Source organism: Neisseria sp. P0019.S002 (genome assembly GCF_051957155.1).
In the GTDB taxonomy this organism is placed as follows: domain Bacteria; phylum Pseudomonadota; class Gammaproteobacteria; order Burkholderiales; family Neisseriaceae; genus Neisseria; species Neisseria perflava.
The window spans coordinates 242,672-267,181 of sequence record NZ_JBQCWS010000002.1 but is presented as its reverse complement, the minus strand read 5'-3'; the positions used below and the strand labels follow the sequence as shown (position 1 = coordinate 267,181).

The 24,510-nt window shown below is 49.6% G+C and carries 22 protein-coding genes and 1 pseudogene; 10 read left to right on the top strand and 13 right to left on the bottom strand.

What is annotated here, in order from left to right; all coding sequences use genetic code 11:
* Positions 1–4: 4 nt before the first annotated feature.
* From tsaB to ACTHTY_RS04615, 3 genes are read left to right on the top strand one after another with little or no spacing between them, the layout of a single operon-like run.
* A complete protein-coding gene (gene tsaB, locus ACTHTY_RS04625; protein WP_440366684.1) occupies positions 5–712 on the top strand; it encodes a tRNA (adenosine(37)-N6)-threonylcarbamoyltransferase complex dimerization subunit type 1 TsaB in 708 nt (235 codons plus the stop codon).
* The gene (rimI, locus tag ACTHTY_RS04620) at positions 709–1,152 is read left to right on the top strand and encodes a ribosomal protein S18-alanine N-acetyltransferase (protein WP_107857855.1); all 444 of its coding nucleotides are present in this window, start codon (positions 709–711) and stop codon (positions 1,150–1,152) included. The genes tsaB and rimI overlap by 4 nt, the downstream gene beginning before the upstream one ends.
* Positions 1,146–1,907, top strand: a complete 762-nt coding sequence (locus ACTHTY_RS04615; protein WP_440366598.1) for a uracil-DNA glycosylase family protein — start codon at positions 1,146–1,148, stop codon at positions 1,905–1,907. The genes rimI and ACTHTY_RS04615 overlap by 7 nt, the downstream gene beginning before the upstream one ends.
* A gap of 71 nt (positions 1,908–1,978) precedes the next feature.
* On the opposite strand, the gene ACTHTY_RS04610 is transcribed toward ACTHTY_RS04615, so the two are convergent.
* The 3 genes from ACTHTY_RS04610 to thiE form a co-directional block, all read right to left on the bottom strand.
* On the bottom strand, positions 1,979–2,767 hold the full coding sequence (locus tag ACTHTY_RS04610; RefSeq protein ID WP_440366597.1) for a thiazole synthase: 789 nt from the start codon (positions 2,765–2,767) through the stop codon (positions 1,979–1,981).
* A gap of 118 nt (positions 2,768–2,885) precedes the next feature.
* On the bottom strand, positions 2,886–3,080 hold the full coding sequence (thiS, locus tag ACTHTY_RS04605; RefSeq protein WP_070822893.1) for a sulfur carrier protein ThiS: 195 nt from the start codon (positions 3,078–3,080) through the stop codon (positions 2,886–2,888).
* Positions 3,081–3,122: 42 nt separating this feature from the next.
* Positions 3,123–3,740, bottom strand: coding sequence for a thiamine phosphate synthase (thiE, locus tag ACTHTY_RS04600; protein ID WP_049347766.1), 618 nt, complete (start codon positions 3,738–3,740; stop codon positions 3,123–3,125).
* Positions 3,741–3,947: 207 nt separating this feature from the next.
* Here thiE and ACTHTY_RS04595 point away from each other — a divergent pair, with 207 nt between their 5' ends.
* Positions 3,948–4,331 (top strand): hypothetical protein, encoded by a 384-nt coding sequence (locus tag ACTHTY_RS04595; protein WP_004518967.1) that lies wholly within the window; start codon positions 3,948–3,950, stop codon positions 4,329–4,331.
* A gap of 20 nt (positions 4,332–4,351) precedes the next feature.
* Here ACTHTY_RS04595 and ACTHTY_RS04590 read toward each other — a convergent pair.
* Positions 4,352–4,881 (bottom strand): annotated as a pseudogene (locus tag ACTHTY_RS04590) (IS1595 family transposase); the annotation flags it as partial.
* A gap of 218 nt (positions 4,882–5,099) precedes the next feature.
* On the opposite strand from ACTHTY_RS04590, the gene ACTHTY_RS04585 reads away from it, so the two are divergent.
* Positions 5,100–5,366, top strand: coding sequence for a SemiSWEET family transporter (locus ACTHTY_RS04585; protein WP_004518970.1), 267 nt, complete (start codon positions 5,100–5,102; stop codon positions 5,364–5,366).
* A gap of 149 nt (positions 5,367–5,515) precedes the next feature.
* Here the strand turns inward: ACTHTY_RS04585 and mgtE are convergent, their stop codons facing one another.
* Positions 5,516–6,988: a magnesium transporter gene (mgtE, locus tag ACTHTY_RS04580; protein ID WP_440366596.1), complete on the bottom strand. Its 1,473-nt coding sequence runs from the start codon at positions 6,986–6,988 to the stop codon at positions 5,516–5,518.
* 244 nt (positions 6,989–7,232) lie between these two features.
* Positions 7,233–8,126, bottom strand: a complete 894-nt coding sequence (locus tag ACTHTY_RS04575; protein WP_003748147.1) for a LysR family transcriptional regulator — start codon at positions 8,124–8,126, stop codon at positions 7,233–7,235.
* Between the two features lie 14 nt (positions 8,127–8,140).
* On the opposite strand from ACTHTY_RS04575, the gene ACTHTY_RS04570 reads away from it, so the two are divergent.
* Both ACTHTY_RS04570 and ACTHTY_RS04565 read left to right on the top strand, forming a co-directional pair.
* On the top strand, positions 8,141–8,614 hold the full coding sequence (locus ACTHTY_RS04570) for a CidA/LrgA family protein (RefSeq protein WP_440366595.1): 474 nt from the start codon (positions 8,141–8,143) through the stop codon (positions 8,612–8,614).
* Between the two features lie 15 nt (positions 8,615–8,629).
* A complete protein-coding gene (locus tag ACTHTY_RS04565) occupies positions 8,630–9,325 on the top strand; it encodes an LrgB family protein (protein ID WP_070765582.1) in 696 nt (231 codons plus the stop codon).
* Positions 9,326–9,405: 80 nt separating this feature from the next.
* Here ACTHTY_RS04565 and ACTHTY_RS04560 read toward each other — a convergent pair whose 3' ends face one another.
* From ACTHTY_RS04560 to ACTHTY_RS04550, 3 genes are all read right to left on the bottom strand, one after another.
* Positions 9,406–9,939: a hypothetical protein gene (locus ACTHTY_RS04560; protein ID WP_314512471.1), complete on the bottom strand. Its 534-nt coding sequence runs from the start codon at positions 9,937–9,939 to the stop codon at positions 9,406–9,408.
* 308 nt (positions 9,940–10,247) lie between these two features.
* On the bottom strand, positions 10,248–10,340 hold the full coding sequence (locus ACTHTY_RS04555; protein WP_036472778.1) for a methionine/alanine import family NSS transporter small subunit: 93 nt from the start codon (positions 10,338–10,340) through the stop codon (positions 10,248–10,250).
* On the bottom strand, positions 10,340–11,875 hold the full coding sequence (locus ACTHTY_RS04550; protein ID WP_440366594.1) for a sodium-dependent transporter: 1,536 nt from the start codon (positions 11,873–11,875) through the stop codon (positions 10,340–10,342). The genes ACTHTY_RS04555 and ACTHTY_RS04550 overlap by 1 nt, the downstream gene beginning before the upstream one ends.
* A 776-nt stretch (positions 11,876–12,651) precedes the next feature.
* Here ACTHTY_RS04550 and gap point away from each other — a divergent pair.
* The 3 genes from gap (at position 12,652) to ACTHTY_RS04535 (ending at position 17,789) form a co-directional block, all read left to right on the top strand.
* Positions 12,652–13,680 carry a type I glyceraldehyde-3-phosphate dehydrogenase gene (gap, locus tag ACTHTY_RS04545; protein WP_314553041.1) on the top strand — a complete coding sequence of 343 codons (1,029 nt, stop codon included), beginning with the start codon at positions 12,652–12,654 and terminating at the stop codon, positions 13,678–13,680.
* Positions 13,681–13,780: 100 nt separating this feature from the next.
* Positions 13,781–15,988, top strand: a complete 2,208-nt coding sequence (gene uvrD / locus ACTHTY_RS04540; protein ID WP_440366593.1) for a DNA helicase II — start codon at positions 13,781–13,783, stop codon at positions 15,986–15,988.
* A gap of 430 nt (positions 15,989–16,418) precedes the next feature.
* On the top strand, positions 16,419–17,789 hold the full coding sequence (locus ACTHTY_RS04535; protein WP_440366592.1) for a pentapeptide repeat-containing protein: 1,371 nt from the start codon (positions 16,419–16,421) through the stop codon (positions 17,787–17,789).
* A gap of 266 nt (positions 17,790–18,055) precedes the next feature.
* On the opposite strand, the gene ACTHTY_RS04530 is transcribed toward ACTHTY_RS04535, so the two are convergent.
* The 4 genes from ACTHTY_RS04530 to ACTHTY_RS04515 all read right to left on the bottom strand — a co-directional run bounded on the left by ACTHTY_RS04530 (position 18,056) and on the right by ACTHTY_RS04515 (position 24,480).
* Complete coding sequence (locus ACTHTY_RS04530; protein ID WP_003748129.1) at positions 18,056–18,436, bottom strand: putative zinc-binding protein; 381 nt, start codon at positions 18,434–18,436, stop codon at positions 18,056–18,058.
* A gap of 275 nt (positions 18,437–18,711) precedes the next feature.
* The gene (locus ACTHTY_RS04525; protein WP_440366591.1) at positions 18,712–21,999 is read right to left on the bottom strand and encodes a DUF2339 domain-containing protein; all 3,288 of its coding nucleotides are present in this window, start codon (positions 21,997–21,999) and stop codon (positions 18,712–18,714) included.
* A gap of 209 nt (positions 22,000–22,208) precedes the next feature.
* On the bottom strand, positions 22,209–23,165 hold the full coding sequence (locus ACTHTY_RS04520) for an SEL1-like repeat protein (protein WP_440366590.1): 957 nt from the start codon (positions 23,163–23,165) through the stop codon (positions 22,209–22,211).
* A gap of 202 nt (positions 23,166–23,367) precedes the next feature.
* Complete coding sequence (locus tag ACTHTY_RS04515) at positions 23,368–24,480, bottom strand: hypothetical protein (RefSeq protein ID WP_440366589.1); 1,113 nt, start codon at positions 24,478–24,480, stop codon at positions 23,368–23,370.
* Positions 24,481–24,510 lie beyond the last annotated feature (30 nt).

Genomic DNA, 24,510 nt, shown 5'->3' with positions numbered 1-24,510 from the left:
TATAATGGCAACCCATATCCTTCTAAAAAATAACACCATGCCAACCGACAACCGCCCGACTCTTGCCATTGACACCAGCACATCCTTTTTGTCCATCGCATTGGAACATCAAGGCGAAGTCCGCCTGTTTCACGAAAACGTCGGCACCAAGCAATCCGAACAAATCCTGCCGCAAATCGAACGCCTCTTTAAAGAAGCGGGCATCACGGCCGCCGATTTGGGTTGCATTGTTTATGCACAAGGCCCCGGCGCATTTACCGGCCTGCGTATCGGCGCGGCGGTTGCACAAGGTTTGGCCACGCCGTTTGACACGCCCATGATCGGTATTCCCTGCCTCGATGCCGCCGCTTCGCTGCCGCCACCATCAAGCTGCGTACTGGCGGCCACCGATGCGCGTATGGGCGAAGTGTTCTACGCATGGTTTGATACGCAAAACCACGTCCGCTTGAGCGATTACACGGTTGGCAAAGCCGCCGCTATTGCCGCGCCCGAAGGCAAAACGCCTACCGGCGGCATCGGCAATGCCTTTGCCCTCGCCGACAAACCGCCTTTTGACGGTCAAGCCGATATGCCGACTGCCGCCGATTATCTCAAACTTGCCCGCAGCGGCCGCTATGTTGCCACCGATGCGGCGCACGCCGAGCTGCTCTACGTCCGCAACAAAATTGCCCTGACCGCGCAAGAGCAAGCCCAACAAAAGGTCAAACCGTGAACCTGCGCCCAGCCTTACTTGCCGACTGCTCCACCCTTGCCGCCATTGACGCACAAGGTAATCCTTCGTCGTGGACGGCGCAGCAGTTTGAATCAGCCGTTCAACACCATCCCGACAGCGTTTGGCTCAGCCAGACTGACCACCAAATTACCGGCTTTATCGTGTGGCAAACCGTGTTTGACGAATCCGAGCTACATTTGATTGCCGTCGCCCCCGAACACCGCCGACAAGGCATTGCGTCCGCCCTGTTGCAAAACTGGCAAAATGCAGCGCAACAGCAAGGCGCAACCCGATTACTGCTCGAAGTCCGCGCAAGCAATGAAACCGCGCAACAGCTCTACCGCAAACACGGCTTCCAAACCTGCGGCCGCCGCAAAAACTACTACGCCCTGCCCGACGGTGGCAGCGAAGATGCCGTATTGATGGAGAAATCATGTTAAGCAGCCGCTACCTGCACCTGCACGAAGCCTTGGGCTTGGGCCCGATGTGGCTGAACCGAAACGCCAAAATCATCCATGCCGCGCCTCAAGCCGCAGCCGCGCCCGTCCGCCCCAAAACCATTGCTGCCGATACCGCGCAAGCCGTGCGTACTTTATCCGCAGGTGCACATCAAGCACGCACTGCCGCCATTGCCACTGCGCAAACGGCCAAACCTGCTGTCCGCGCTCCCGAAGCGGCACCCAAAGCCATTGTCGAAACACCGGCAAAAACAGAAAAAGCCACGCATTCAGACAATCTGCCCCGTCTTGACATAACCATCAGGCCGTCTGAAATCATGGTGGTCAGCATTTGCCCGTCCACCGAAGACAGCCTGCACGGTACGCTGTTTAGCGGCGACGTCGGCACGCTTCTCGACAACATCCTCGCCGCCATCGGCCTCAAACCCGAGCAGGCGCACAAAACCGCATGGGTCAAAACCGCGCCCGTATTCACTGCCCTGCCCGATGCCGAAAACATCCGCTCCGAGCTTGCCGAAATGCAAAACGAGCTGACCGCTTCGCAAGCGCGCGCAGTATTGTTCCTCGGCAAAATCTTTGATAGCCCCGACATGATCGGGTTGATGAACGAATTGTGCGCAGAGCGGCCGCATTTTGTCATTCCCCACCCTGCCCGCCTGCTGATGCAGCCGCAACTCAAAGCGCAGGCATGGCAAATCTTAAAGCCACTGAAACAGCTTTTGACCAAGGCCGTCTGAACATTCTGTTCAACCTGAAATCAGGTTTTTTACCAATAAAAAAGGGCGTGTTCGACACGCCCTAATGTGTATCAATATTCCGCCGAATGCCAGAAAGGCTGGCCCACCGTCGGCGTACTGGCGCGCGCTTTCTCACGCGCCTCCACAGGTTCCGCCTCATAAGCCAGACGGCCCGACTCGACCGCAAGCGCAAAAGCGCGTGCCATATTGACCGGATCGCCGCTGCGGGAAACGGCAGTATTCAGCAACACGCCGTCAAAGCCCCATTCCATCACTTGCGCCGCCTGCGAAGGCAAACCCAAACCCGCGTCGATAATCAACGGCGCGTCGGGCAGGCGTTCGCGCAGGACTTTCAGCGCATAAGCATGAACCACGCCCAAACCCGTTCCAATCGGCGCCGCCCACGGCATCACCGCCTGACAGCCTGCGTCGAGCAGTCGGCGGCAGGCAATCAGGTCTTCAGTGCAATAAGGCAGCACTTTGAAACCATCTTTAATCAGGATTTCCGCCGCTTCGACGAGTTGAAAGACGTCCGGCTGCAACGTGTCATCATCTCCGATAAGTTCGAGCTTGATCCAATCGGTATCAAACACTTCGCGCGCCATTTGCGCAGTGGTCACGGCTTCCTGCACACTTTGACAGCCTGCGGTATTGGGTAACACAGGTACGCCCATTTCTTCCAACAACGACCAAAAACCCTGCCCGTGCGCTTCGCCGCCGCTGCCGGCGCGGCGCAACGAAACGGTAATCATCGCCGGTTGCGCGATTTGGACAGACTGCTTGAGGATTTCCGGCGTCGGATAAGCAGCCGTACCGAGCAGCAGCCGTGAAGGGAAAGTTTCTCCGTATAGGGTAAACATGATGAATTCCTTTGTATTGTTTTTTAGATTTTAAGCATAAGGCAATCGGGCAACCCTGCCCGATATTCAAATAGGAAAAAGTCGGGCGCAAATACCCAACCTATTGATTACAAATCGTTTACCCACCGACTACCGGGCGCACGATGTCCACTTTGTCGTTTTCGTTCAAAACCGTTTCCGCATACGAGCCTTTGGCGACAAACTGGGTATTGACGGCAACGGCAAACGGTTTTTGCGGCGCGGTTTGGGCGATAAGGTCGGCGATGGTTGTGCCGTTTAATGTGATGGCTTCATTGTTTAATATAATCTTCATGATGTTTGCTCCTCTTATCGGGCTTCTTATTTTCAGACGGCCTTATTCATCCCACAAAGCCTGAAACGCTTTAACCACCGCGTCGGGATTTTCCGCTTCGGTCACGGCGCGGACGACGGCGAGTGAGGAAACGCCGGTAGCAAGTACGGCTTCGGCGTTGTTCAAATCGATGCCGCCGATGGCGACGACGGGCGTGCCGCCTGCCTGTCTGACGTATTCGCGCAGTTTGTCCAAACCTTGCGGGGCGGTGGGCATTTGCTTGGTCGTGGTCGGGAAAATCGCGCCGCTGGCGACGTAGCTAGGTTGTACGGACAAGGCGCGATCGAGTTCGGCAACAGAGTGCGTACTCAAGCCCAAGCGCAAACCGGCAGCTTCAATCGCGGCTAGGTCGGCAGTGTCCATGTCTTCCTGCCCGAGATGCACGCCGTATGCACCTGCGGCAATCGCTTCGCGCCAGTGGTCGTTGATGAAAAGCTGGGTTGCACTGTTTTGACAGGCTACGACGCAACGTTCGATTTCGCGTTTCAACTCGTCGCCATGCAGGATTTTACAGCGCAGTTGCACCGTGTCGGCACCTGCTTTGACCATGCGCTCGACCCAGTCAGCAGTGGGAACAACGGCGTAAAATTTCAGGGGAGATTTGAGTGGCGGGAAGGTCATAACGGCTCCGAAAGGAATAATTCGTTGTTATATTATCAGAAAAGGCCGTCTGAATAATATTTGTTTTCAGACGGCCTGATTGAAAAAATGAATATTGCCCTATTCGGCTTTGGCTTTATAAAAATATGAACATACTGATGGGTTATCAAAATGAGTGCCATATTGGCGCCCCACATTCGGAGACCCAACCCATGAAAAAAATTTCTCTTGTTAGCCGCCCTTCCCTTACTGTTTACCACTTATTCAAATGCCGCCACGCCTAAAGCGGAAGCTTCAAAACCAGCTTCGGCACACAAACAAACCAAGCAGCGTTTTTCCGGCAAAATCACCGGCTATCAAACCGCCGAGCATTTGTTCTCCGTACGCAAGGGCGACCGCCTGCGCATCAGTAAAACCGGCAGCCCTAACGCCTATTTCAACGTATGGGCACCCAAAGACGATGAAGCCGTATTTAACGGTTCGGCACAAGGCGATAAATTTGACGGTATCGCTACCCAATCGGGCAAATATAAAGTGCAGGTCTATATGATGCGCGCCCAAGCCCGCCGTAACACTACTGCCCATTACGCCGTAAACGTCATCAAAAACTAAGGGGCTGACGTAGATTAGCCCTAAATTCCACACCAATCTCGCAGGATTTTAAGCTGTTGAGACGGTGTGCCGAAGTTAAATCGAAATTCGCATTCTTTCAAGAACAGCGGGAAAGATTTGCGATCGATTCCGTTGTATTTTCGCAAGAAACGTTTTGCCTGATTCCAAAAATTCTCAATGCCGTTAATGTGGTTCTGACGGTCGACAAATTCCTTGGAATGGTTGATGCGGTAATGGATAAAACCGCTCACGTCCAACTTATCATAGCTGCTCAGGCTATCCGTGTAAACAATGCTGTCCGGCATGATTTTCTTTTTGATGACAGGGAATAACGTTTCAGACTTGGCATTATCCACCACAACGGTATAGACCCGTCCGTTGCGTTTCAGAATGCCGAAGACAACCACTTTTCCTGCCGCACCTCGACCACGTCTGCCTTTACGCTGTCCGCCGAAATAGCTTTCGTCCAGCTCGACAGAGCCCTCGAAAACCTCATCGGCAGCCAAGGCCAAATGATGGATGATGACATACATATTTTGCGGTAGAATAGAGTTATTTATCCTGCGACTAGGTAGAAGGCGCGGAAAGTCCGGCAGAACTGGTCAGCCTGATTGAAAGCGGCGACTACGAAGCCCTGCTTGCCGAAGATTCGGACGAACATGGCCAAGGCCACGAACATCATTGCGGCTGCGGCTGTTCCCTCGGCTGAGTCAGCCTGCCCATATTATCTACCGCCTCGATTTTCATATTAAAAGGAGACTTACCAGCATGATAAGCAAAGCAAAATTCAATACCGTTGTCGGCAGCATAGGAGCGGCAATAGGTATTTTCGTATTTGTCGCCTATATCCCCCAAATTATCGCCAATATGCAAGGGGCAAAGGCGCAGCCGTGGCAACCCCTGTTTGCAGCAGTATCCTGTCTGATTTGGGTTTTGTACGGTTGGAGCAAAGAACCCCGGAAAGACTGGATTCTGATTATACCCAACGCAGTCGGCGTGATATTGGGATTTCTGACTTTTCTGACTTCGCTTTAAACAAGGGGCTAATCTACGTCAGCCCCAAAACTAAACGCCCTCATGATGTAAAGCTTTAAAAAACAGCAAAGGCCGTCTGAAAATTGAAATTTCAGACGGCCTTTTAAACGGTTTGAAAAGGACGTATCGAACACGTCTTTTTTTTCCTATTACAACAGGAACATGGTTGCTAATCCCAAGAAAATCAGGAAGCCGCCGGAGTCGGTAACCGCGGTAATCAGCACCGAGCTGCCCAATGCCGGGTCGCGTCCGGCTTTGTCCATCATGACGGGGATAAGGACGCCGACGGTCGCGGCAAGCAGAAGGTTTAAGGTCATCGCGGCCACCATGACCAAACCGATGCCGATGTTGCCATAGAGCAGCCATGAAATCACGCCCATGACCGTGCCCCAAATAATGCCGTTGACGAGGGCGACGCCGATTTCTTTTTTCAACAGGCGGCCTGCCTGTGTGCTGGTCATTTGCCCCATCGCCATGGCGCGGACGATCATGGTGATGGTTTGGTTGCCGGAGTTGCCGCCGATACCGGCGACGATGGGCATCAGTGCGGCCAGCGCGACGATTTTCTCGATACTGCCTTCAAATGCGCCAATTACGCGGCTGGCGATAAAGGCGGTACACAGGTTGATGGCGAGCCACATCCAGCGGTTTTTCACCGAATCCCAAACGGGCGCGAACAAGTCTTCCTCTTCCTGCAAACCCGCCATGTTCAACATATCCGCTTCCGATTCTTCGCGGATCACGTCCACCATTTCGTCAATGGTGATCCTGCCGATCAGCTTTTTGTTTTCATCGACAACCGGCGCAGTTACCAAGTCATAGCGTTCAAACGCCTGCGCCGCTTCTTCCACGTCGTCTTCGGGACGGAAGCGCACGACATCGGTGGCCATCACGTCCGCCACCATGTCTTCGGGGTCGGCGACCAAGAGTTTGCGGATGGGCAGAACGCCTTGCAACACGTCGTTTTCATCGACCACGAAAATCTTATCGGTATGGTCGGGCAGGCTGTCGAAACGGCGCAAGTAACGCAACACGACCTCACACGTCACATCGGCGCGGATGCTGACCAATTCAAAGTCCATAATTGCGCCGACTTGGTTGTCTTCGTAAGACATCGCCGCTTTGACCTGCTCGCGCTCTTCTTCATCACGCGTTTGCAGCGCTTCGTACACCACTTGGTGCGGCAGGTCGTCCGCCAGTTCTGCCAATTCGTCTGCGTCCAAATCATCGACGGCGGCCAACAGCTCGTCTTTGTCCATGGACTCGATCAGCGTTTCGCGTACGGCGTCGGATACTTCCAGCAACACTTCGCCGTCGTCTTCTGGGGCAACCAAAAACCAGACGATGTTACGCTCGCGCGGCGGCAGGGATTCCAAGACGGCGGCCACGTCGGCAGGGTGCAGCTCGGCCAAGAGGACGGTCAGCTCGGTAAACTTGTCGCGCAGGCTTTCGTCTTCAATCGGCACACCGGCTTCGATTTGTTCAAAGGCCGGCTCGAGGACTTCACATAAGGCATGGATGCGGTCGATATCGTCAGAGATGCGATCGTCAGAAATGCGGTCTTCCACCGCTTCATTGTCGGGGGTATGGTCGAGATTCGGAGGGGTTTGTTCGATGCTCATAAATGCTCCGCCCGCCGGACGCGGGAAGGCATTTCGGCGGGATGATTATGGTTGTTGTGTGTCTGATGGGAAGTTCAAAGGCGAACTGGGAAGGTCCATAATTCGAGCCTGCTGAGAGGCGCAGAGTTGTAAACGGTGCATATTCTACTCTTTTTTAGGCCGTTTTACCATTTTTAACGGGAAAGGCCGTCTGAAACCGAGTGATAACGACACCCTTTTTTTCAGACGGCCTGATGATTTGATTTTATTTGTTTCGCCTGCCGAACGCTTCCCTGACCACGTCCAACCAAGCCCTTAAGGCCGGCGTCGGGCGTTGGTGTTTTTTCCATGCCATGGTGAGCTGCCAGCGGATTTCGGGTTCGACCAAAGGAATGGCGGCAAAGACATCGGGATTGATTTTTCGGGCATAGTATTCGGGCAGCAGGGCAATGCCCATATTGTGCGCCACCATGTCGGCGACCAAATTCCATTGTCCGGTACGGCAGACAACGTTGGGCGTAAAACCTTGATTGCGGCAGGCCGTCTGAATGGTTTCGTTGAGGGAAAAGCCGGCGCCGAACAGGATGAAGGGCTCGTGTTGTAGGCTTTTGAGCGTCAGCGCATCGTGTCTCGCCCGATTTTTCGGCATCAAGACCACCAGTGGATAGTCGCATAAAGTAATGCTGTCGAAGTCTTCGTGAACCGGCGCGAGCAGCTGCCCGGCATCGAGTTCGTTGTTGCGCAGGGATTGCTCGATGGCGAGCGAGCCTTGTTCCAAAAACGACAATTCGATGTCCGGCCATTTTTGGTGGAAATCAAACAGCGCATGACTGAGCAAATCGCTGCCGAACAGGGCCAAACCCAAACGCAGCGTCCCACTTTTGACATGGCGGTAATCGTCAATGCGGGCCAGCAGCAAATCGCGTTCGTGTAAAAGGTTTAACGCGTGGCGATAGACTTCTTCGCCGATTGCGGTCGGCTGCACCTGCCGCTTTTTGCGTCCGTTTTCTTTGCACAAAAGCGGCACGCCCAATTCTTCTTCCAAAGCCTGAATGATTTTGCTGACCGTCGGCTGCGTCAAATTCAACGCGGAAGCTGTGGCCGAAAAACTTTGCAGGCGGATGAGTTCGGCAAAACAATACAGGCTTTTGAAGTCCATTATTCCTCTAAGGCATGATTATTCGTTTAATAATTCATATTATGCAGAAACCAGGTTTCTATAATCAAGCCTTTCATTCAACACACACCCATATCATGGATTCCCTCACCAGATTTTTTCAGACGGCCTTGCAGCTTGCCATCATCGGCGCAGTATGGGGCGTCTCCGACCTTATCGTCCGCTTCACGCATCTGCCTGTTTCTTCAGGCGTATTAGGCTTGTTCCTCATGCTCGCCCTTTTGGGGCTCGGCATCATCCGCCCGGGCATGGTTGACCGCGGCGCAAAATGGGCATTGGGCGAACTCGTCTTTTTCTTCATCCCCATCATGGTTTCCGTCTTGCAATATCAAGACCTGCTGATGTCCGAAGGTTGGCAGCTGATTTTGACCATCGCCGTCGGCACCGCGCTCGTGATGATCAGCACCGCCCTGACCCTCGATTTCTGCTACCGCTGGAAACGCCGCCTCTACAAAAAACTCCACTCCTAAAAACAGAGAATAAAAATGGACTACACCGCCCTCGCCTGCTTCATCTGGACTTGCTTTGCCTATGTCGTTGCCAAAAAAATCCACCGCAAAAAACCCTTAATGATTTTCTCCCCCGTCGTTACCGTCTCCGTCAGCACCATCCTCCTGCTGCTGGCATTCGGCGTCAATTACGACACCTACCATAAATATACCCAAGGCATCGTCTTCCTGCTCACTCCGGTTACCGTTGCCTTTGCCGTCCCCATTTATGAAAACCGCGAAGTCATCCGCCGCCAACTGCCTATTTTGTCCATCGCCATTATGGTGGGCATGTTTGTCGGCGTAGTCAGCGCATTCCTCATGAGCCATATGTTTCACTTCAACAACGAAGTGACCAACAGCCTGATGGCGCGTTCCATCTCCACGCCGTTTGCCGTCGTCCTCGCCAGCGAAATCCACGGCTCCGCCTCGCTCGTTTCCCTGTTCACCATCATCACTGGCTTTGTCGGCATGATATTCGGCGACCTGTTTTTAGCCTTCACCCGCATCCGTTTCCACACCGCCAACGGCGTGGCATTCGGCAATGCCGCCCACGGCTTCGGCACATCGCGCGCCGGACAACGCCACGAAACCGAAGGCGTGATGGCCAGCCTGACCATGATTTTGGCCGGACTGTTTATGGTATTGTTTGGCCCGACCATGGTGCATTTGGTGGTTTGGATGATGAGTTAGGCTTCGTCCCGATGACCATACACAAAAAGGCCGTCTGAAACATATATTAGTTTCAGACGGCCTTTTATATTATGGAACGATTACAGTTTGAAAATAGAAGCCTCTGCTAAATCATGAATGGTATCCAACGCAGATGAACCTGTACCATTGCTTGAATAGGTCGCATTGTCTGAGGAAAGACCGGCAGAAGAATCAAGAGGATCAGCCTCACCAAACACACGGCTCAAAAGTTCATCGCCATCAAAAGCTTTGGATTCCAATATCGGCTTCGCGGCCGGCTGTGCAGGCTCAAAACCTTCCCACTCACGCGGATCAAGGCGGATGATACGCCCATTATCGTCATGGCCATTATCAGACTCTATTCCTTTTGAAAAGAAGCCATTCCACTCACGCGGATCAAGACGGAAAACATGCTCATTATGACCATGATCGGACTCTACTCCTTTTGAAAAAAAGCCATTCCACTCGCGCGGATCGAGACGGAAGACATGCTCATTATGGCCATTATCCGACCCTATGCCTTTTGAAAAAAAGCCATTCCACTCGCGTGGATCAAGACCGAAAACAAAATCTTTAGAATCAATTTCTGTACCTGGTTGATATACTTTAGCCACGGAAGTCTCCTTAAAAATAAACAGTTGCTGTACCCAATGCCCCATCAGGTCGATGAGAGCCTTTATTCTAAAACAAAGAAAACAGCAGGCAGGGGCCAAAGAGAACAACGGTTCATTAAAACGACAATCGGACTAAAATCTTTTAAAAACAAATAGATATAATTTACATATCATAATCAATAATACATAATCAAATTTCCAGGCTACCCCGCCAATCAGGGGAATCCTTCTTTCCCACTTTCCCCATCATGTCGCAAAAAGGCCGTCTGAAAAATGACTTTCAGACGGCCCTTTCATTTGCTCAAGCCTTATTCTTTAGGCAGGCGCAGGACGGAGACGATGAATCCGCCCCAAATGACGATCAATGCGACAAGCATCATAATAATGGCTGAAGTACTCATTATTCGTCTCCTTCACGTTCGTGTTCATGTTCGTCTTTGACATTGAAGCCCTGACCGTGTTTCCACGGCAAGAATGACAGCAAGACCGACAATACGAGGATGGCGCCCACCATGCCCCAGCCGAAGATATTGAGGAAGCTGTCAGGATAGCCGCTGTAATTCTCTTTTAAGAGGCCGGCAGTATCCTGATAAAGCATATAGCCGAGCATAGCAACGGTAACCACCACGCTGGCAGTCCACACTTTGCCGACACGGATGGAAGACAGCGCGTTCAAGTGATTACGCAGTTCCGGCAGCTTGTTCAACAAGATAATCGCCAAAACGTAAACAAAACCGGAAGCCACAATGCCATAAGTATTGATGAATTTGTCCAATACGTCCAACACAGGCAGGCCAGTGGTCGTACCGAACAGCAAGGTAGAAATAATCGCCATGGGAACGCCTGCAATCATCGTTGCGCTGACACGGCCGATGTTCATTTTGTCTTGAATCGCGGCCACAATCACTTCAACGATGGAAATCATAGAAGTTACCCCCGCAAACACCAGCGAGCCGAAGAACAACACGCCGATCAACGCGCCCATCGGCGCTTGGTTGATGATGGTCGGGAACGCGATAAACGCCAAACCGATACCGTTGGATGCCACTTCGCTGACTTCTTTGCCTGCGGCTTGAGCCATAAAGCCCAATGCGGCAAATACGCCGATACCGGCGAGCAACTCAAAGCTGCTGTTGGCAAAGCCGACAACCAAGCCGGTGCCGCCCAAGTCGGTTTTTTTCTTCAGGTAAGAAGAATAAGTAATCATGATGCCGAAGCAGATAGAGAGCGAGAAGAAGATCTGGCCATATGCGGCTACCCAGACTTTCGGATCCGCCAAACGGCTCCAGTCAGGCGTAAACAAAGCGTCCAAACCTTTTGCCGCACCCGGCAGAGTCAGCGCAATGCCCACCATGATGACAAACATCACCACCAACAAAGGCATGAAGAATGTGGATGCACCGGCTACGCCTTTTTGCACGCCCAAAGCCATAATCGCCAGCGTAAACACCCACACGGCAATAAGCGGACCGGCCACTTTGCCGACAAAATCCAAGCCCAAGTCTTTGGCATCGGCCATTTGCAGGAAGTCTTTGAAGAAGAAGGTCTGCGGATCCGCACCCCATGCCGAAGTCAAAGAATAATAGGCATAGCTTGCCGCCCAGCCGACAATCACGGCGTAGTAGATACAGATGATGACGTTGGTCAGGAAGTTCCACCAACCCATCGGCTCAAACAAACGGCCGAGGCGGCGGAAGGCCAAAGGAGGCGAACCGCGGTAACGATGGCCGATGGCGTAGTCGAGCAGCAACAGCGGAATACCTGCCGTCAACAGCGCAACCAAGTAAGGGAGGACGAAAGCACCGCCGCCGTTGTCGAAGGCGATGTAAGGGAAACGCCAAATGTTGCCTAAGCCTACGGCCGAGCCGATGGCGGCAAACATAAAGGCACGGCGACTGCTAAACGTCGCGCGTTCGCTGGATTGAGAATTTGACACGATGAACCTCTTAAAAATCGAGTGTCGTCAAGGCCTCCCGGCCTTGCGCGTATATATTTAGAAATCAGGTCGGACAAACCGGCCGGTTAAAATAGATATTCGGACAAGGATAATATCCGGTATTTAAAGAATGCACCGCTTATGACCATGCAAACATAATCTGACCTTATCGTAAAAAAATTTAACACTGTTGGCAAGTCAGTATTGCATTAAAATCGCAAGGAAAATCTTCATGCACTACGACTAAAATCTTCATACACTTCTTTATATACAAGCCAAACGCAACACCCAAGCCCCGTTTTTCCCTCCTCTTCCCACTGACAACCGCCCTCTCCGCAAACCGCCTTTCCCTTATCCCGTAAGGAAAAGCGGCAACCCAACGCATTCAAATCCCCCGTCATCAAAATGTTTCAGACGGCCTGTTTTCCTTCCGTCCAATCCGGGCCGTCTGAAAATTTCACTGTTGCATGTTGTAATCAAGAAACCGTCCCAAAATTCCGTTTAATATAAACAAAAACAATCCGCCTTTTCCCGTTTTCTTCATTACCATGATTTAAAACAGACATAAAACACCAAAATATGAAATTAATAAAAATAAAATTTCAAAAAATATTAAACAACATTAAATTTAAACCTGTATTTCTACTCTAATCATCTACAATCAAAAATAATCAAACCAAAAAATTTCAATAAAACATTAATTACACAGCACTACATTTTTGCTATAATTGCCGCCATTCAATCCACAACCCAAACCCAAAAGAAGAGGAAAAGCCATGGGTATCAAAGTTGCCATCAACGGTTACGGCCGTATCGGCCGCCAAGTAGTGCGCGCTATTTTTGACTACAAACTGCAAGACCAACTCGACATCGTTGCCATCAATGCCAGCGGCAGCATCGAGACCAACGCTCACCTGACTAAATTCGACACTGTTCACGGCCGCTTTGACGCCGATGTTTCCCATGATGAAAAACACCTCATCATCAACGGTAAAAAAATCCCTTACTTCTCCACCCGCAACCCAGCCGAATTGCCATGGGGCGAATTGGGCGTTGACCTGGTAATGGAATGTACCGGCGCATTTACCAGCAAAGAGAAAGCCAAAATCCACTTGGAAAGCGGCGCGAAAAAAGTGCTGATTTCCGCTCCCGGCGGCGATGACGTTGACGCAACCATCGTTTACGGCGTAAACGACGACGTGATTACCGACGACATGACCGTTATCTCCAACGCGTCTTGTACCACCAACTGCTTGGCACCTGTGGCCAAAGTGTTGAACGAAAACATCGGTATCGTAAACGGCGTGATGACCACCATCCACGCGCTGACCAACGACCAAACCGTAACCGACGTACGCCACAAAGACCTGCGCCGTGCGCGTAGCGGCGTGGAAAACATGATTCCGACCAAAACCGGCGCAGCAAAAGCCGTCGGCTTGGTATTGCCTGCCCTCAAAGGTAAACTCGACGGCCTCGCCATCCGCGTACCGACCGTCAACGTTTCCCTGGTTGACCTGAGCTTCCAAGCAAGCCGTGAGACTTCTGTCGAAGAAATCAACGCGCTGATGAAAGCCGCTTCCGAAGAAGGCCGTCTGAAAGGCGTTTTGGGTTATAACACCCTGCCGCTGGTTTCTATGGACTTCAACCACACCACCCAAGCCAGCACATTCGACTCTACGCTGACCAAAGTAACCGAAGGCAAAATGGTTAAAGTGTTCGCATGGTACGACAACGAGTGGGGCTTCAGCTGCCAAATGCTGAACACCGCGCGCCGTATGTTCGGTTTGGAAGTACGTCCGTTCTAATCGGCTTCCAACACAAAGGCCGTCTGAAACATCTTTTCAGACGGCCTTTTGTATTTCCTTTAAAATATCGCATTCCCATTTATTTTCAGACGGCCTCTTCATGTTTCCCAACGAATCCGCCCCCAATCTGCTGCAAGGCTTAAACCCCGAACAACTTTCCGCCGTAACCTGGCCGCCGCAATCCGCCCTCGTTTTGGCAGGCGCGGGCAGCGGCAAAACGCGCGTGCTGACCACGCGTATCGCATGGCTTTTGCAAAGCGGACAAGCCAGCGTGCACAGCATTATGGCGGTAACGTTTACCAACAAAGCCGCCAAAGAAATGCAGACACGTTTGGGCGCGATGATTCCCGTCAACGTCCGCGCCATGTGGCTCGGCACGTTCCACGGCCTCTGCCACCGCTTTTTACGCCTACACCACCGCGACGCAGGCCTGCCCTCTTCCTTCCAAATCCTCGACAGCGGTGACCAGCTTTCCCTGATCAAACGCCTGCTCAAAAGCCTCAACATCGCCGAAGAAATCATCGCGCCGCGTTCGCTGCAAGGCTTTATCAACGCGCAAAAAGAATCCGGCTTGCGCGCTTCCGTCTTGAGCGCGCCCGATCCGCACACACGCCGCATGATTGAGTGCTACGCCGAATACGACAAAATCTGCCAACGCGAAGGCGTGGTCGATTTTGCCGAACTCATGCTCCGCAGCTACGAAATGCTGCAAAACAACGAAATCCTGCGCCAACACTACCAAAACCGCTTCAATCACATTCTGGTCGACGAGTTCCAAGACACCAACAAGCTGCAATACGCCTGGCTGAAACTGATTGCCGGCAACCACGCCGCCGTCTTTGCCGTCGGCGACGACGACCAAAGCATTTACCGATTCCGCGGCGCAAACGTCGGCAACATGACTGCGCTGATGGAAGAATTCCACATCGACGCGCCCGTCAAACTCGAACAAAACTACCGCTCCGTCGGCAACATCCTCGCCGCCGCCAACGCCGTCATTGAAAACAACGACGAACGCCTCGGCAAAAACCTGCGCACCGACGCAGAAGCAGGCGACAAAATCCGCTACTACTCCGCCTTTACCGACCTCGAAGAAGCCCAATTCATCGTGGACGAAACCAAAGCCCTCGAACGCGAAGGCTGGGATTTGGACGAAATCGCCGTCCTCTACCGCAGCAACGCCCAATCGCGCGTTATCGAACAAAGCCTGTTCCGCAGCGGCATCCCCTACAAAATCTACGGCGGCCTGCGCTTTTACGAACGCCAAGAAATCAAACACGCCCTCGCCTACCTGCGCCTCGCCGTCAACCCCGACGACGACAACGCCCTCTTGCGCGTGATTAACTTCCCACCGCGCGGCATCGGCGCACGCACCATCGAAAACCTTCAGACGGCCTCAAACGAACAAGGCATCACCCTCTGGCAGGCAGCCTGCAACGCCGGCGCAAAAGCCACCAAAATCGCCGCCTTCGTCCGCCTGATTGAAGCCCTGCGCAACCAAGTCGGACAAATGCCCCTGTCCGAAATCATCGTCGGCATCCTCAAAGACAGCGGCCTGACCGAACACTACCGAACCCAAAAAGGCGACAACCAAGACCGCCTCGACAACCTCGACGAACTCGTCAACGCCGCCATCGAGTTCAAACCCGAAGACAGCAACTTCGAAACCCTGCCCGACAACATTTCAGACGACCCCGCCTTCCCCATCCTCGCTTTCTTGAGCAACGCCGCCCTCGAATCCGGCGAAAACCAAGCAGGCGCAGGCGAAAAAGCCGTACAACTGATGACCGTCCACGCCTCCAAAGGCTTGGAATTCAACGCCGTCTTCCTCACCGGCATGGAAGAAGGCCGCTTCCCCAGCGAAATGAGCCTTGCCGAACGCGGCGGCCTCGAAGAAGAACGCCGCCTCATGTACGTCGCCATCACCCGCGCTCGCAAACGCCTCTACATCACCATGGCGCAGCAACGCATGCTGCACGGACAAACCCAATTCGGCATCGTCTCCCGCTTCGTCGAAGAAATCCCGCCCGAAGTATTGCACTACCTGTCCGTCAAAAAACCCACCTACGACAGCTACGGCAGCCCGCGCCCAACCGCCGCGTCCAAAGACAAAATCATCGACGACTACAAACAGCCGCAAACCTACGCAGGCTTCCGCATCGGCCAAAACGTCCGCCACGCCAAATTCGGCACCGGCGTCATCATCGATGCCGTGGACAAAGGCGAATCCGCCCGACTGACCATCAACTTCGGCAAACAGGGCGTGAAAGAGTTAGACACCAAGTTTGCGAAATTGGAAGAGATGTAGAAATTAGAAGGCTTGGAATGATAAAGGCCGTCTGAAACTCGTAGCATGGGCTTTGCCCACGAATCAAACCCAAAATTTCAGACGGCCTCTTTTACCCAACATTATCGTGGGCAAAGCCCACGCTACAATGTACTCCGACGAATCAAAAGGCCGTCTGAAAACGGGAGGAGCAATTTTGCCGAAACTTCCGCCGTCATTCCCGCGCAGGTGGGAATCCAGACTTCGGCATTTCGGGAACATTTCAAGACTGCTGCAATTTCAAACTTCTGGATTCCCGCCTGCGCGGGAATGACGGCGGTAGGTTAGCTTCTATGCTTGAGAGGGGCGACTGTATCTACGGCTTAGGTTAGTGGATTACTTTTTTAAGTCAATCCAATGATGATGATTAATTCAGAGAAAAACAATGGAACGAACATACAAGAAAATAGACATGGAAACCGCAGTATCCATGCTGAAAGACCATCAGTTATGGCTTTCAAGTGGTGGCAAAGAAGGTAAACAAGCTGTTTTTACGGGATATGATTTAAGCAGTTTAGATTCAGATTATGCAGAGGCAAGATATGTAGTTCCTCCTTTTTGGGAGAAGAATCTTTCGAAAATAAATTTGAGTTACTCAAATTTGAGTGGATTGAGCTTTAGGGAAGTAAATCTGAGTCAAGCTGATTTTCGCGGTGCAAATTTGAAAAATACTCGTTTTTATTGGGCAAATTTATTCGAAGCAGATTTCAGCGGAGCAGATATTAGTGAAGCAAATATTGAAGGAAGCTCACTGGTCCAAGCAAATTTGACGAAAGCAAATCTTTTTAAAACAGACATAACCTATTCATATCTCAAAGATGCAAATCTTCAAGATGCAAACTGTCAAGAAACGAATTTCCGGAGCACACAATTGCAAGGGGCAAACTTGCACGGGGCTAATTTTTATGGTGCAAACTTTTTGGGCACAACCATAGAAGAAAATCAATTAACTCATATCAGATTTGCAGAAAATATAGAGTTTTCTTTTGCTGGGGCAGACATTGTTTCTCTGCAAGCCCAAGAATCTTCAGTTGATGAAGAAATTAGGCAATTGAAGGAAAAATTAAAACAAGTTGAATCCAAATCAAAATCAGATAGTCAAAACAATCAGATAGAAAACGACCAATTGAGGAGTCAGCTTGAACAGAAAGAAGAAGAGAAAAACCGGATTTCAGAAAGATTAAAAAAGCTAGAAAAAGAATTGGATGTATTGAAAAAAGAGCGAAACCAACGGATTCAGGATGCCAAGAGTTCACTAGCCAATGCCTTAATAAACACCGACAACCAAATCAAAAATAACGAAAATACAGCCTGTTTGTTCAAATGGTCGGGCATTATTCTGTTTGGTATTGCCATAATTCTAATCATAGTCTTCAGTCAATTCGTTTTATGCCACTCTGAATTTTTTGTTGAGAAAAAAATGAACATCCTGTTTTACACATTCCCTATCATTACCTTCATGCTGATCGGCACCACCTGTCTGCGACATCAGAAAAATCTGTTGGCAGAAATCCGCCATTTTTCCAATATGAAACACCAAATCGAGCTGTATAGCGGTTTGCTTGAAGCCTCTCAGCATGCTGCCGCCAGCTTCAATAATCCGGAAAAAGCGGATGAATATGTGCAGGAAACCTTTACCCAAATCCGCAATCGTCTGCTCAATAGTCAATATTTGCCTGATCATTCATCGGCAGACAATCAGTCGGACAATGATTTCGGATCAGACAAGGTAATTGATCTACTAAGTAAAATTGCCGATTTATCCGGCAAAAAATCTATATAGAAATCCTCGTTGCCCACATACCTTCGTTAATCGGCTGCGTACACCAGCCTGATTTTTGCAGGTTAAGCTAAACGCTGAATTTATCGGCAATCAGGCTAAACTGTATATCTGCCAAAATATAAGGCCGTCTGAAAACTAAATGGGTTTTCAGACGGCCTAAAATCTTTATTATCTCACGTTCCAAATCATGTATTAGGTAAAACTTGCAGTCCCATGGATTAGATTCTCAACCGATATTCTGGGGACAATCAGGCAAATAAAAGTCGTTAACTGCTCAATACATCGCCCTTCTTCGTCAAAACATATTGATAAACTTCTTCTACCGTAGCCTCGTCATAGCTTTTGCCAAAGCGTTTTTTGTAGCCCAGTTCGTATAGTTTCACATGATGCCCTTCCGGGATTTCGACGCCCACATTTTCCAAACACGATTTGGCGCAATGCAGATGACAGCCGTCAATAACCAACATCGGCCGTCCGGACTGCGCTTTGCGCACCAACGGCGCGACTTTGCCGCCCACACCGGAAATGCACGACATTTCAAATTCTCCGGCATGGTCGAGCGCCACGGCAGTGTTGTTGGCCAGCTGCGCCACATCGGAGCATCCGGAACAAGAATAAATTAAGGGAAGCTCATTGCGGTTAGGCATTTTCTATTTCCTTCGGTAGCGGTTTTTATCTTTATGTGTCCACCCATGGTCAGTCTATCGGACGCATCATGCGTGGTATGCGAATATTCGGGTTGCACCCGTTTTCGTTTTTTCAGACGGCCTACGGCTTATCCATTTATATATTAAAAGGCATCATAACTCAATACGATTAGACATTCTAGAACAAAGCAGATTGCACCTTCTAAAAAATAAAGGCCGTCTGAAAACAGATAACGCTGCTTTTTCAGACGGCCTTTTCCTTTGGAGATTAATAATTAGGCTTTAGGTTCGCCATCATTCTCTGCTTTGGGCGGAACGGGTGCAAACCAGCCGACCAGAAGCAGCAGCAGGCCAACGATGATGAAGGAGGCAATGCGCTCGATACCGCCGCTGTTGGAAAGCTCGATCAGGAAGAGTTTGACGACCACGATGCCCATCAGCGTCGCGCCTGTCATCCAGTAGGAACGCTGTTTGCGGCGGTTGCCGAGTACCATCAAGATGATGGCGGTTACTGCCCAAACGACGGAGAGGCTGGCTTGCAGGCCGAAGGATTGGAGCATGATGTCAAGACGCCAAGTGATGCCGTCGTAGAAATGCCATACGCGCATCACGCCCGCGCTAATCAGCATAAATGCCAAGGCGGAAACTGTGGTTGCCGTGGTACGGCGAAGGTCGGACGGTAAGGCTTCGGGCAGGGATTTCAGTGCAAACCAAAGCATGCCGGCGCTGGCAAGTTCCAATGGGTTAAGCACGGGAATATACGGCAACGGCGAAGGTTGGAACGGCGTGGAGAAGTTGGTCCACAGCATCCAACAGGCGGCAGCAAGGGCGCACAACGGCATAGCAAAATGCTGATAAATGGCTTGATGCCGTCTGAAAAATTCGCGTTGGCGCTGCGTATGGAAAACAATCCACATCGCCAAAGGCACAACCAGCCATGAGAGCTGCGACCAAACGCCGGAGAGAAGGCTGCCGACATACAGCGCGGTCCAAAGCGTCCAAAGTACGCCGAGTATCGTGATATTGAGTTTGTGCAACCAAATCAGATCATGGCGCGGATAGTTGTTCAGAATAATGAAGTTCAACACGGTGGCGGCCACAAGCGGCAAGGCTGCGGCGGCTGTCCATGCGTGTTCGGTATGATAGAAGACGAAATGCAGGGCAAACACGGGCAGGAATGCCAAGTTTGCCTGCAGCAACTCTTCCCATTTCAAACGTTTGGCAAACAGCAGCAAGCCGGCAAATATCGGCCACATCCACAACTCGATAAACAGGGTTTCCTCGCCTGTCCATTGCATATAGAGGGCGTAGCTGCCTGTCGCCAACGCAGTAAGCAGGATGATCCAGCCTGAAACCTGCGCAAAGTAAACCTCGTTTCCTTCCGGCTTTTCGCTTGTAACCGGTACGCGCGGATATTGCAGCGCGTAAGCAGCCGCAAAAAGCAAAGGCGTAGCGGCAATAAGGTACTGATGGCTCAGGAAGCCTTGGGATTCATAAATGATGCTGGATTGCAGCAACAGGGCGAACAATACATTGCCCAAGACAAATGTGATGAACACATTCGGCTCATATTTGCGCCGGCAGAATGCCCACGCCGCCGCCAAAGCAGAGAGAGCGACAATGCTGCCTTGGTCGGCCAAGAAAAGCAAAGGCAAAATAGAGATGTACAGCAAGGCGGCAGACAACACGGCCGTCTGAACGGATTTTTCCCATTGCGCCGAACCTTCGCGACGCGAGAAATACCACAGCAAGTAAATCGCCGCTCCGCCAAGCAACACCACAACCGTCGTAAACCACTGCCCTTCCAGAACGGTATCCGTGCCGAAGCCCTGATAATTGCCCAGCTGAATCAGCGCCGCCAAGAGATAAACCATCAGCGCACCCAAACGGATATGCGGACGCTGTTGGCGCAAACCGAAGAAATAAACCAGTGCGGATTCGGCACTCCACAGGATAACCGTATTGCTCGGTTCAAAATAAAGCGGAACGGCAATCGTGAGGAACAATACCGCCAACGCAAAAAACGCCTGACGCAAAATATACAAACCCTGCTGACGTTTCAGCAGCAGCGCGGCCAGTCCGTAAACAGCGGCAAAACCCAATGCGGAAAGTGCATCCGCAGACGGCCAATGCTCCACCATGCGGTATTGCAGGCCGAACGCTGCCGCCATCGTGCCAAACAATAAAGTATGGTCGAGGACATGCACGCGCAGGCCATATGTGTAAATACTGTTGCCAATCTCCTCTAAAGTCGCATTGTCGGCAATCGGCGTAACGCTGTCTTCGCTGTTTTCCGTCAGCTTACGGCGTGCGAACAGATACGCGATAAAGGTATAGAGCAGCCAGAGGTAAATCAGAAAAGGCTCGGTAGTGGCGAAATGTTGCGGCGTATAACTTCGCATGCCCCACAGCGCGGCAATGGCAAAAGTAGCGACAAAACCCGTCAGGTTCAGCGGACGCCATGCCTTAAACCACGCAATCGCGGCCACACCGGCATTGAGCAGGGCGAGATAAGAAAACAGCACCAAATAATTGCCGCTGCCATCTGAAGTCAACAAAGGCGCGGCCATACCGCCGATTAAAGCAACCTGCGCCATAATCTGCGCATTCTGCCTTACCGCCAACCACGCCATCAGCACAACCATCGCCACCATCAGCCCGAACACGACCGACACAGGCAGCAGCGGATGTAGTTTCAACGCCGCCAACGCCGTCAAATACATCACCGCCACGCCGAAACCCTGCAACACCAAGCCATACTCACGCTTACGGCTTTGCAGCTTCCAGCCGCCGACCACCGCCGCCAAACCCGCGCCTGCCACAGTCAGATAACGCAGCTCCACCGGCACATGAACCCGCTCGGAGGCATAGCGCAGCAAAAACGCCAAACCGAGGAACAGCACCACAATACCGGTTTTCAACAGCGGATTACCGCGCAAGAACCAAGCGACAATCGGATTATCGGAAAACTTATACTCTCCGCCTTCCACCTTATCTTTATGGATAACGAATTGACGCGATGGCGCTTCTTCGCTTTCAGACGGCATCGAAGCAACAACAGCCTCTTCCTTAGGCAGCTCTTCTTGTTCAGCAGCAACCGGAGCAACCGCCTCGACAACTTCTTCCACAACAGGCTCAGACGAAGCAGCAGCCTTGGCAGAAACAGGATTAATAGGTATAGAAAAAGAAGGAGCAAATGCCTCTTCAATTTTCTGCTTAACAGGCGCAGCTTCCGCCTCAGGCTCAACCCGAACATGAAGCGGCTCAGAGGCCGTCTGAACATCTGCAGCAGGCCGAGCCTCAAGCCCCTGCCCTACCTTCGCCTCATCACGGACAGCCTCATACTCCAACACCGACAAACGCTGTTTCAGCAGCTCGATTTCCTGCTCCAGCTTCTGCATCCTGTCGCCTGCCGTAGCAGATTCAGCCAAACGCTCTTCTTGGCGTTGTTTGGCGATTGACCAAGCAACCAGCCAAAACAACGACCCAATAATCACGCCCGTGGTCATCTCATCAAGAAAATAGCCGATAATAATAGGAATAAGCAGGCCGAAAAACTGCATGAAACACCTGTTTGATAACAATAAGAATATGCCGATTGTAACACCGGCAACATTGTTCATGAAAAAAAGAGATAAAAGGCCGAGAATAAAAGCATACGGCGAATAGAATATAGAGAACTAGCATATAAAAAGGCCGTCTGAAAATGTTTAGGGATTTTCAGACGGCCTAATATTATTGTCAGGTTACTTGAGCAACTACTTATTGAACCTTAAGACTCTTCACGAGGATACCCGTTGCTATAAGCCTTCTCAAACCATTCTTGAGCCAGCGTGTCATCCTGTTGAAAACCTTGGCCAAGTTTATACTTAATGCCCAAACGAAACTGAGCCGATGCAACTCCCTGCTCTGCCGCTTTACGATACCAATAAATCGCCAACACATCATTTTGCGTCACGCCTACTCCATCATTGTACATCTGAGCCAATTGAAACTGAGCATCGGCATGCCCTTGTTCCGCCAATTTACGAAATAAAGACAGTGCCTGCTTATAATCAATACCAAAAGAAGGATCCCATTGATCTACACTTCCACCATATCGATACTGAAAGCCTAATTTGTATTGAGCCTCTATATCCCCTTCACTCGCCATGCGAGAATACATCATGAACAAGTGCCATCGAGGCTCACTATATGGTCCACCTTTAATAAACCATTCTTCTGCCTGTTTATAGTCTTGAGGAACACCTATTCCATACTCGTACATTGTTCCTATTTGGCAATCAGCAGGGCCATATCCCTGGCTACTGGCAAGACGATACCAATACAATGCCTGTTCATAATCTGACAGCTTCAAATACAGCTTTCCCAAAGAAAATTTAGTTCTCCCATCTCCATTCTCTGCCTTTGCATGCAGCCATTGTTTCAACAGTTCATAGTCCCTGTTAGTCAAAAACCTTGAATACTCCATTATCAAAAGACATTGCGCATCAAGATGCCCCTGCTCTGCCGCCTTCATATACCAATGCACTGCCTTTCGATAATCTTTAGGCTCTTTATTACAACATAACCCAGCTAATTCATATTGAGCCTGGACATTTCCTTCTTCTGCCAACTGAGTAATAGCTTGAATAGAATCAGGCGCAGTTTTTTTACCTACACTCCGTCGTATAAGTTTGAAAAAAACAATGACGACAACTATTAAAAAACAAGCGAGTAACAATTTCATCTAATGTTCCCAATCCTATTCATTTTTTTCTTTTCGATACCATAACTATTTTTTAATTACACCCATTGAAATAGTGGCTGCCATTAAATCAAATTCTTAAAATCTAGTAATGCTGAATATAACATCGTCTGAAAACCTTGAAAGGTTTTCAGACGACCTTGGATATGTTTGAATTCAAATACTTTTGATATTATTGCAACTTTTATCGAAATTGAAGTATTCGACCTCCGACTACTAGCTTAACATTACCCTTTTTCATAATTTGAAGATTATCAAACCATATATCAATAAAGTCTTTCTGGTAATTTTTTATTGATAAAATATCACATATATTTTTTACAGAGCCAGAATATTCCTCACCCAAATTATAGTCTTCTAATATTAAATCTATACAGTCTCTAGAATAGTTATAATCTGATTGAGCATATTCAACTAAATATCCATAAAATGAATTTATTATTTTATCAATACCTAACGATATACTTTGTTCATCAGTGATTAATTTATCTGTTTTCACCTGCATGATACCTAGCGTTATTTCCCTAGGGCTATGCTTAGCTACAAAATTTTCAATCAATCTAGCATTCTTTGGTCTATTAAAATCTTCAAATATCATTATAGAATAAACAACCAATTGAAGAAACTTAAGATTATTAATTCTAAAATCATTATTGTTTGTATCCCATTCTTTTGCAATCTCTACCTTTTTATAAATATTTTCTAAGCCATCCTCAAGATTAGATTTAATGCATTTACCATACAAAGAGATAAAATTCTTATATTTAATAGCTATATATTTTGAGATTCTTTCTTTTTTCTTAGCTTCGGGCAATTCAATTTTATTTATGATATTAAATATAAATAAACCAATTATTATCCATAACTCATTAGAAATAGTATTAAAATCTGGAATCAATGGTTTTTTAGGTAAGATTAACTTAATGTATACAAAATAACTAACAATACTAATAGTAATTGCATAAAATATCTGCAGCTTCCAATCTAGGATATGCAGTCTACCCATGAACAAATTAATAAATGATCTTAATAAAACAGAGTAAATAGTAACTATATAAATATTTTCTGTAAATCTATCGAGCTGAAAACTATAAAGAATTGCAGATATTAAAATAATAAAAATTGCAGGAGTAAGTACCTTTAGAGAAAAATTAAAAGCAGCAGAGTCCTCTCTATCTACAATAAAATCAATTTTGTGATAGCCAAGAGAATAAGAATGTTTACCCAACCAATTTGATATAAAAAATAATGCAATTGCTAAAATAGGATAGATAATTACATACAATAAGACATTCATAGAAAAATTCTTTCTTATTCAAAATAATAA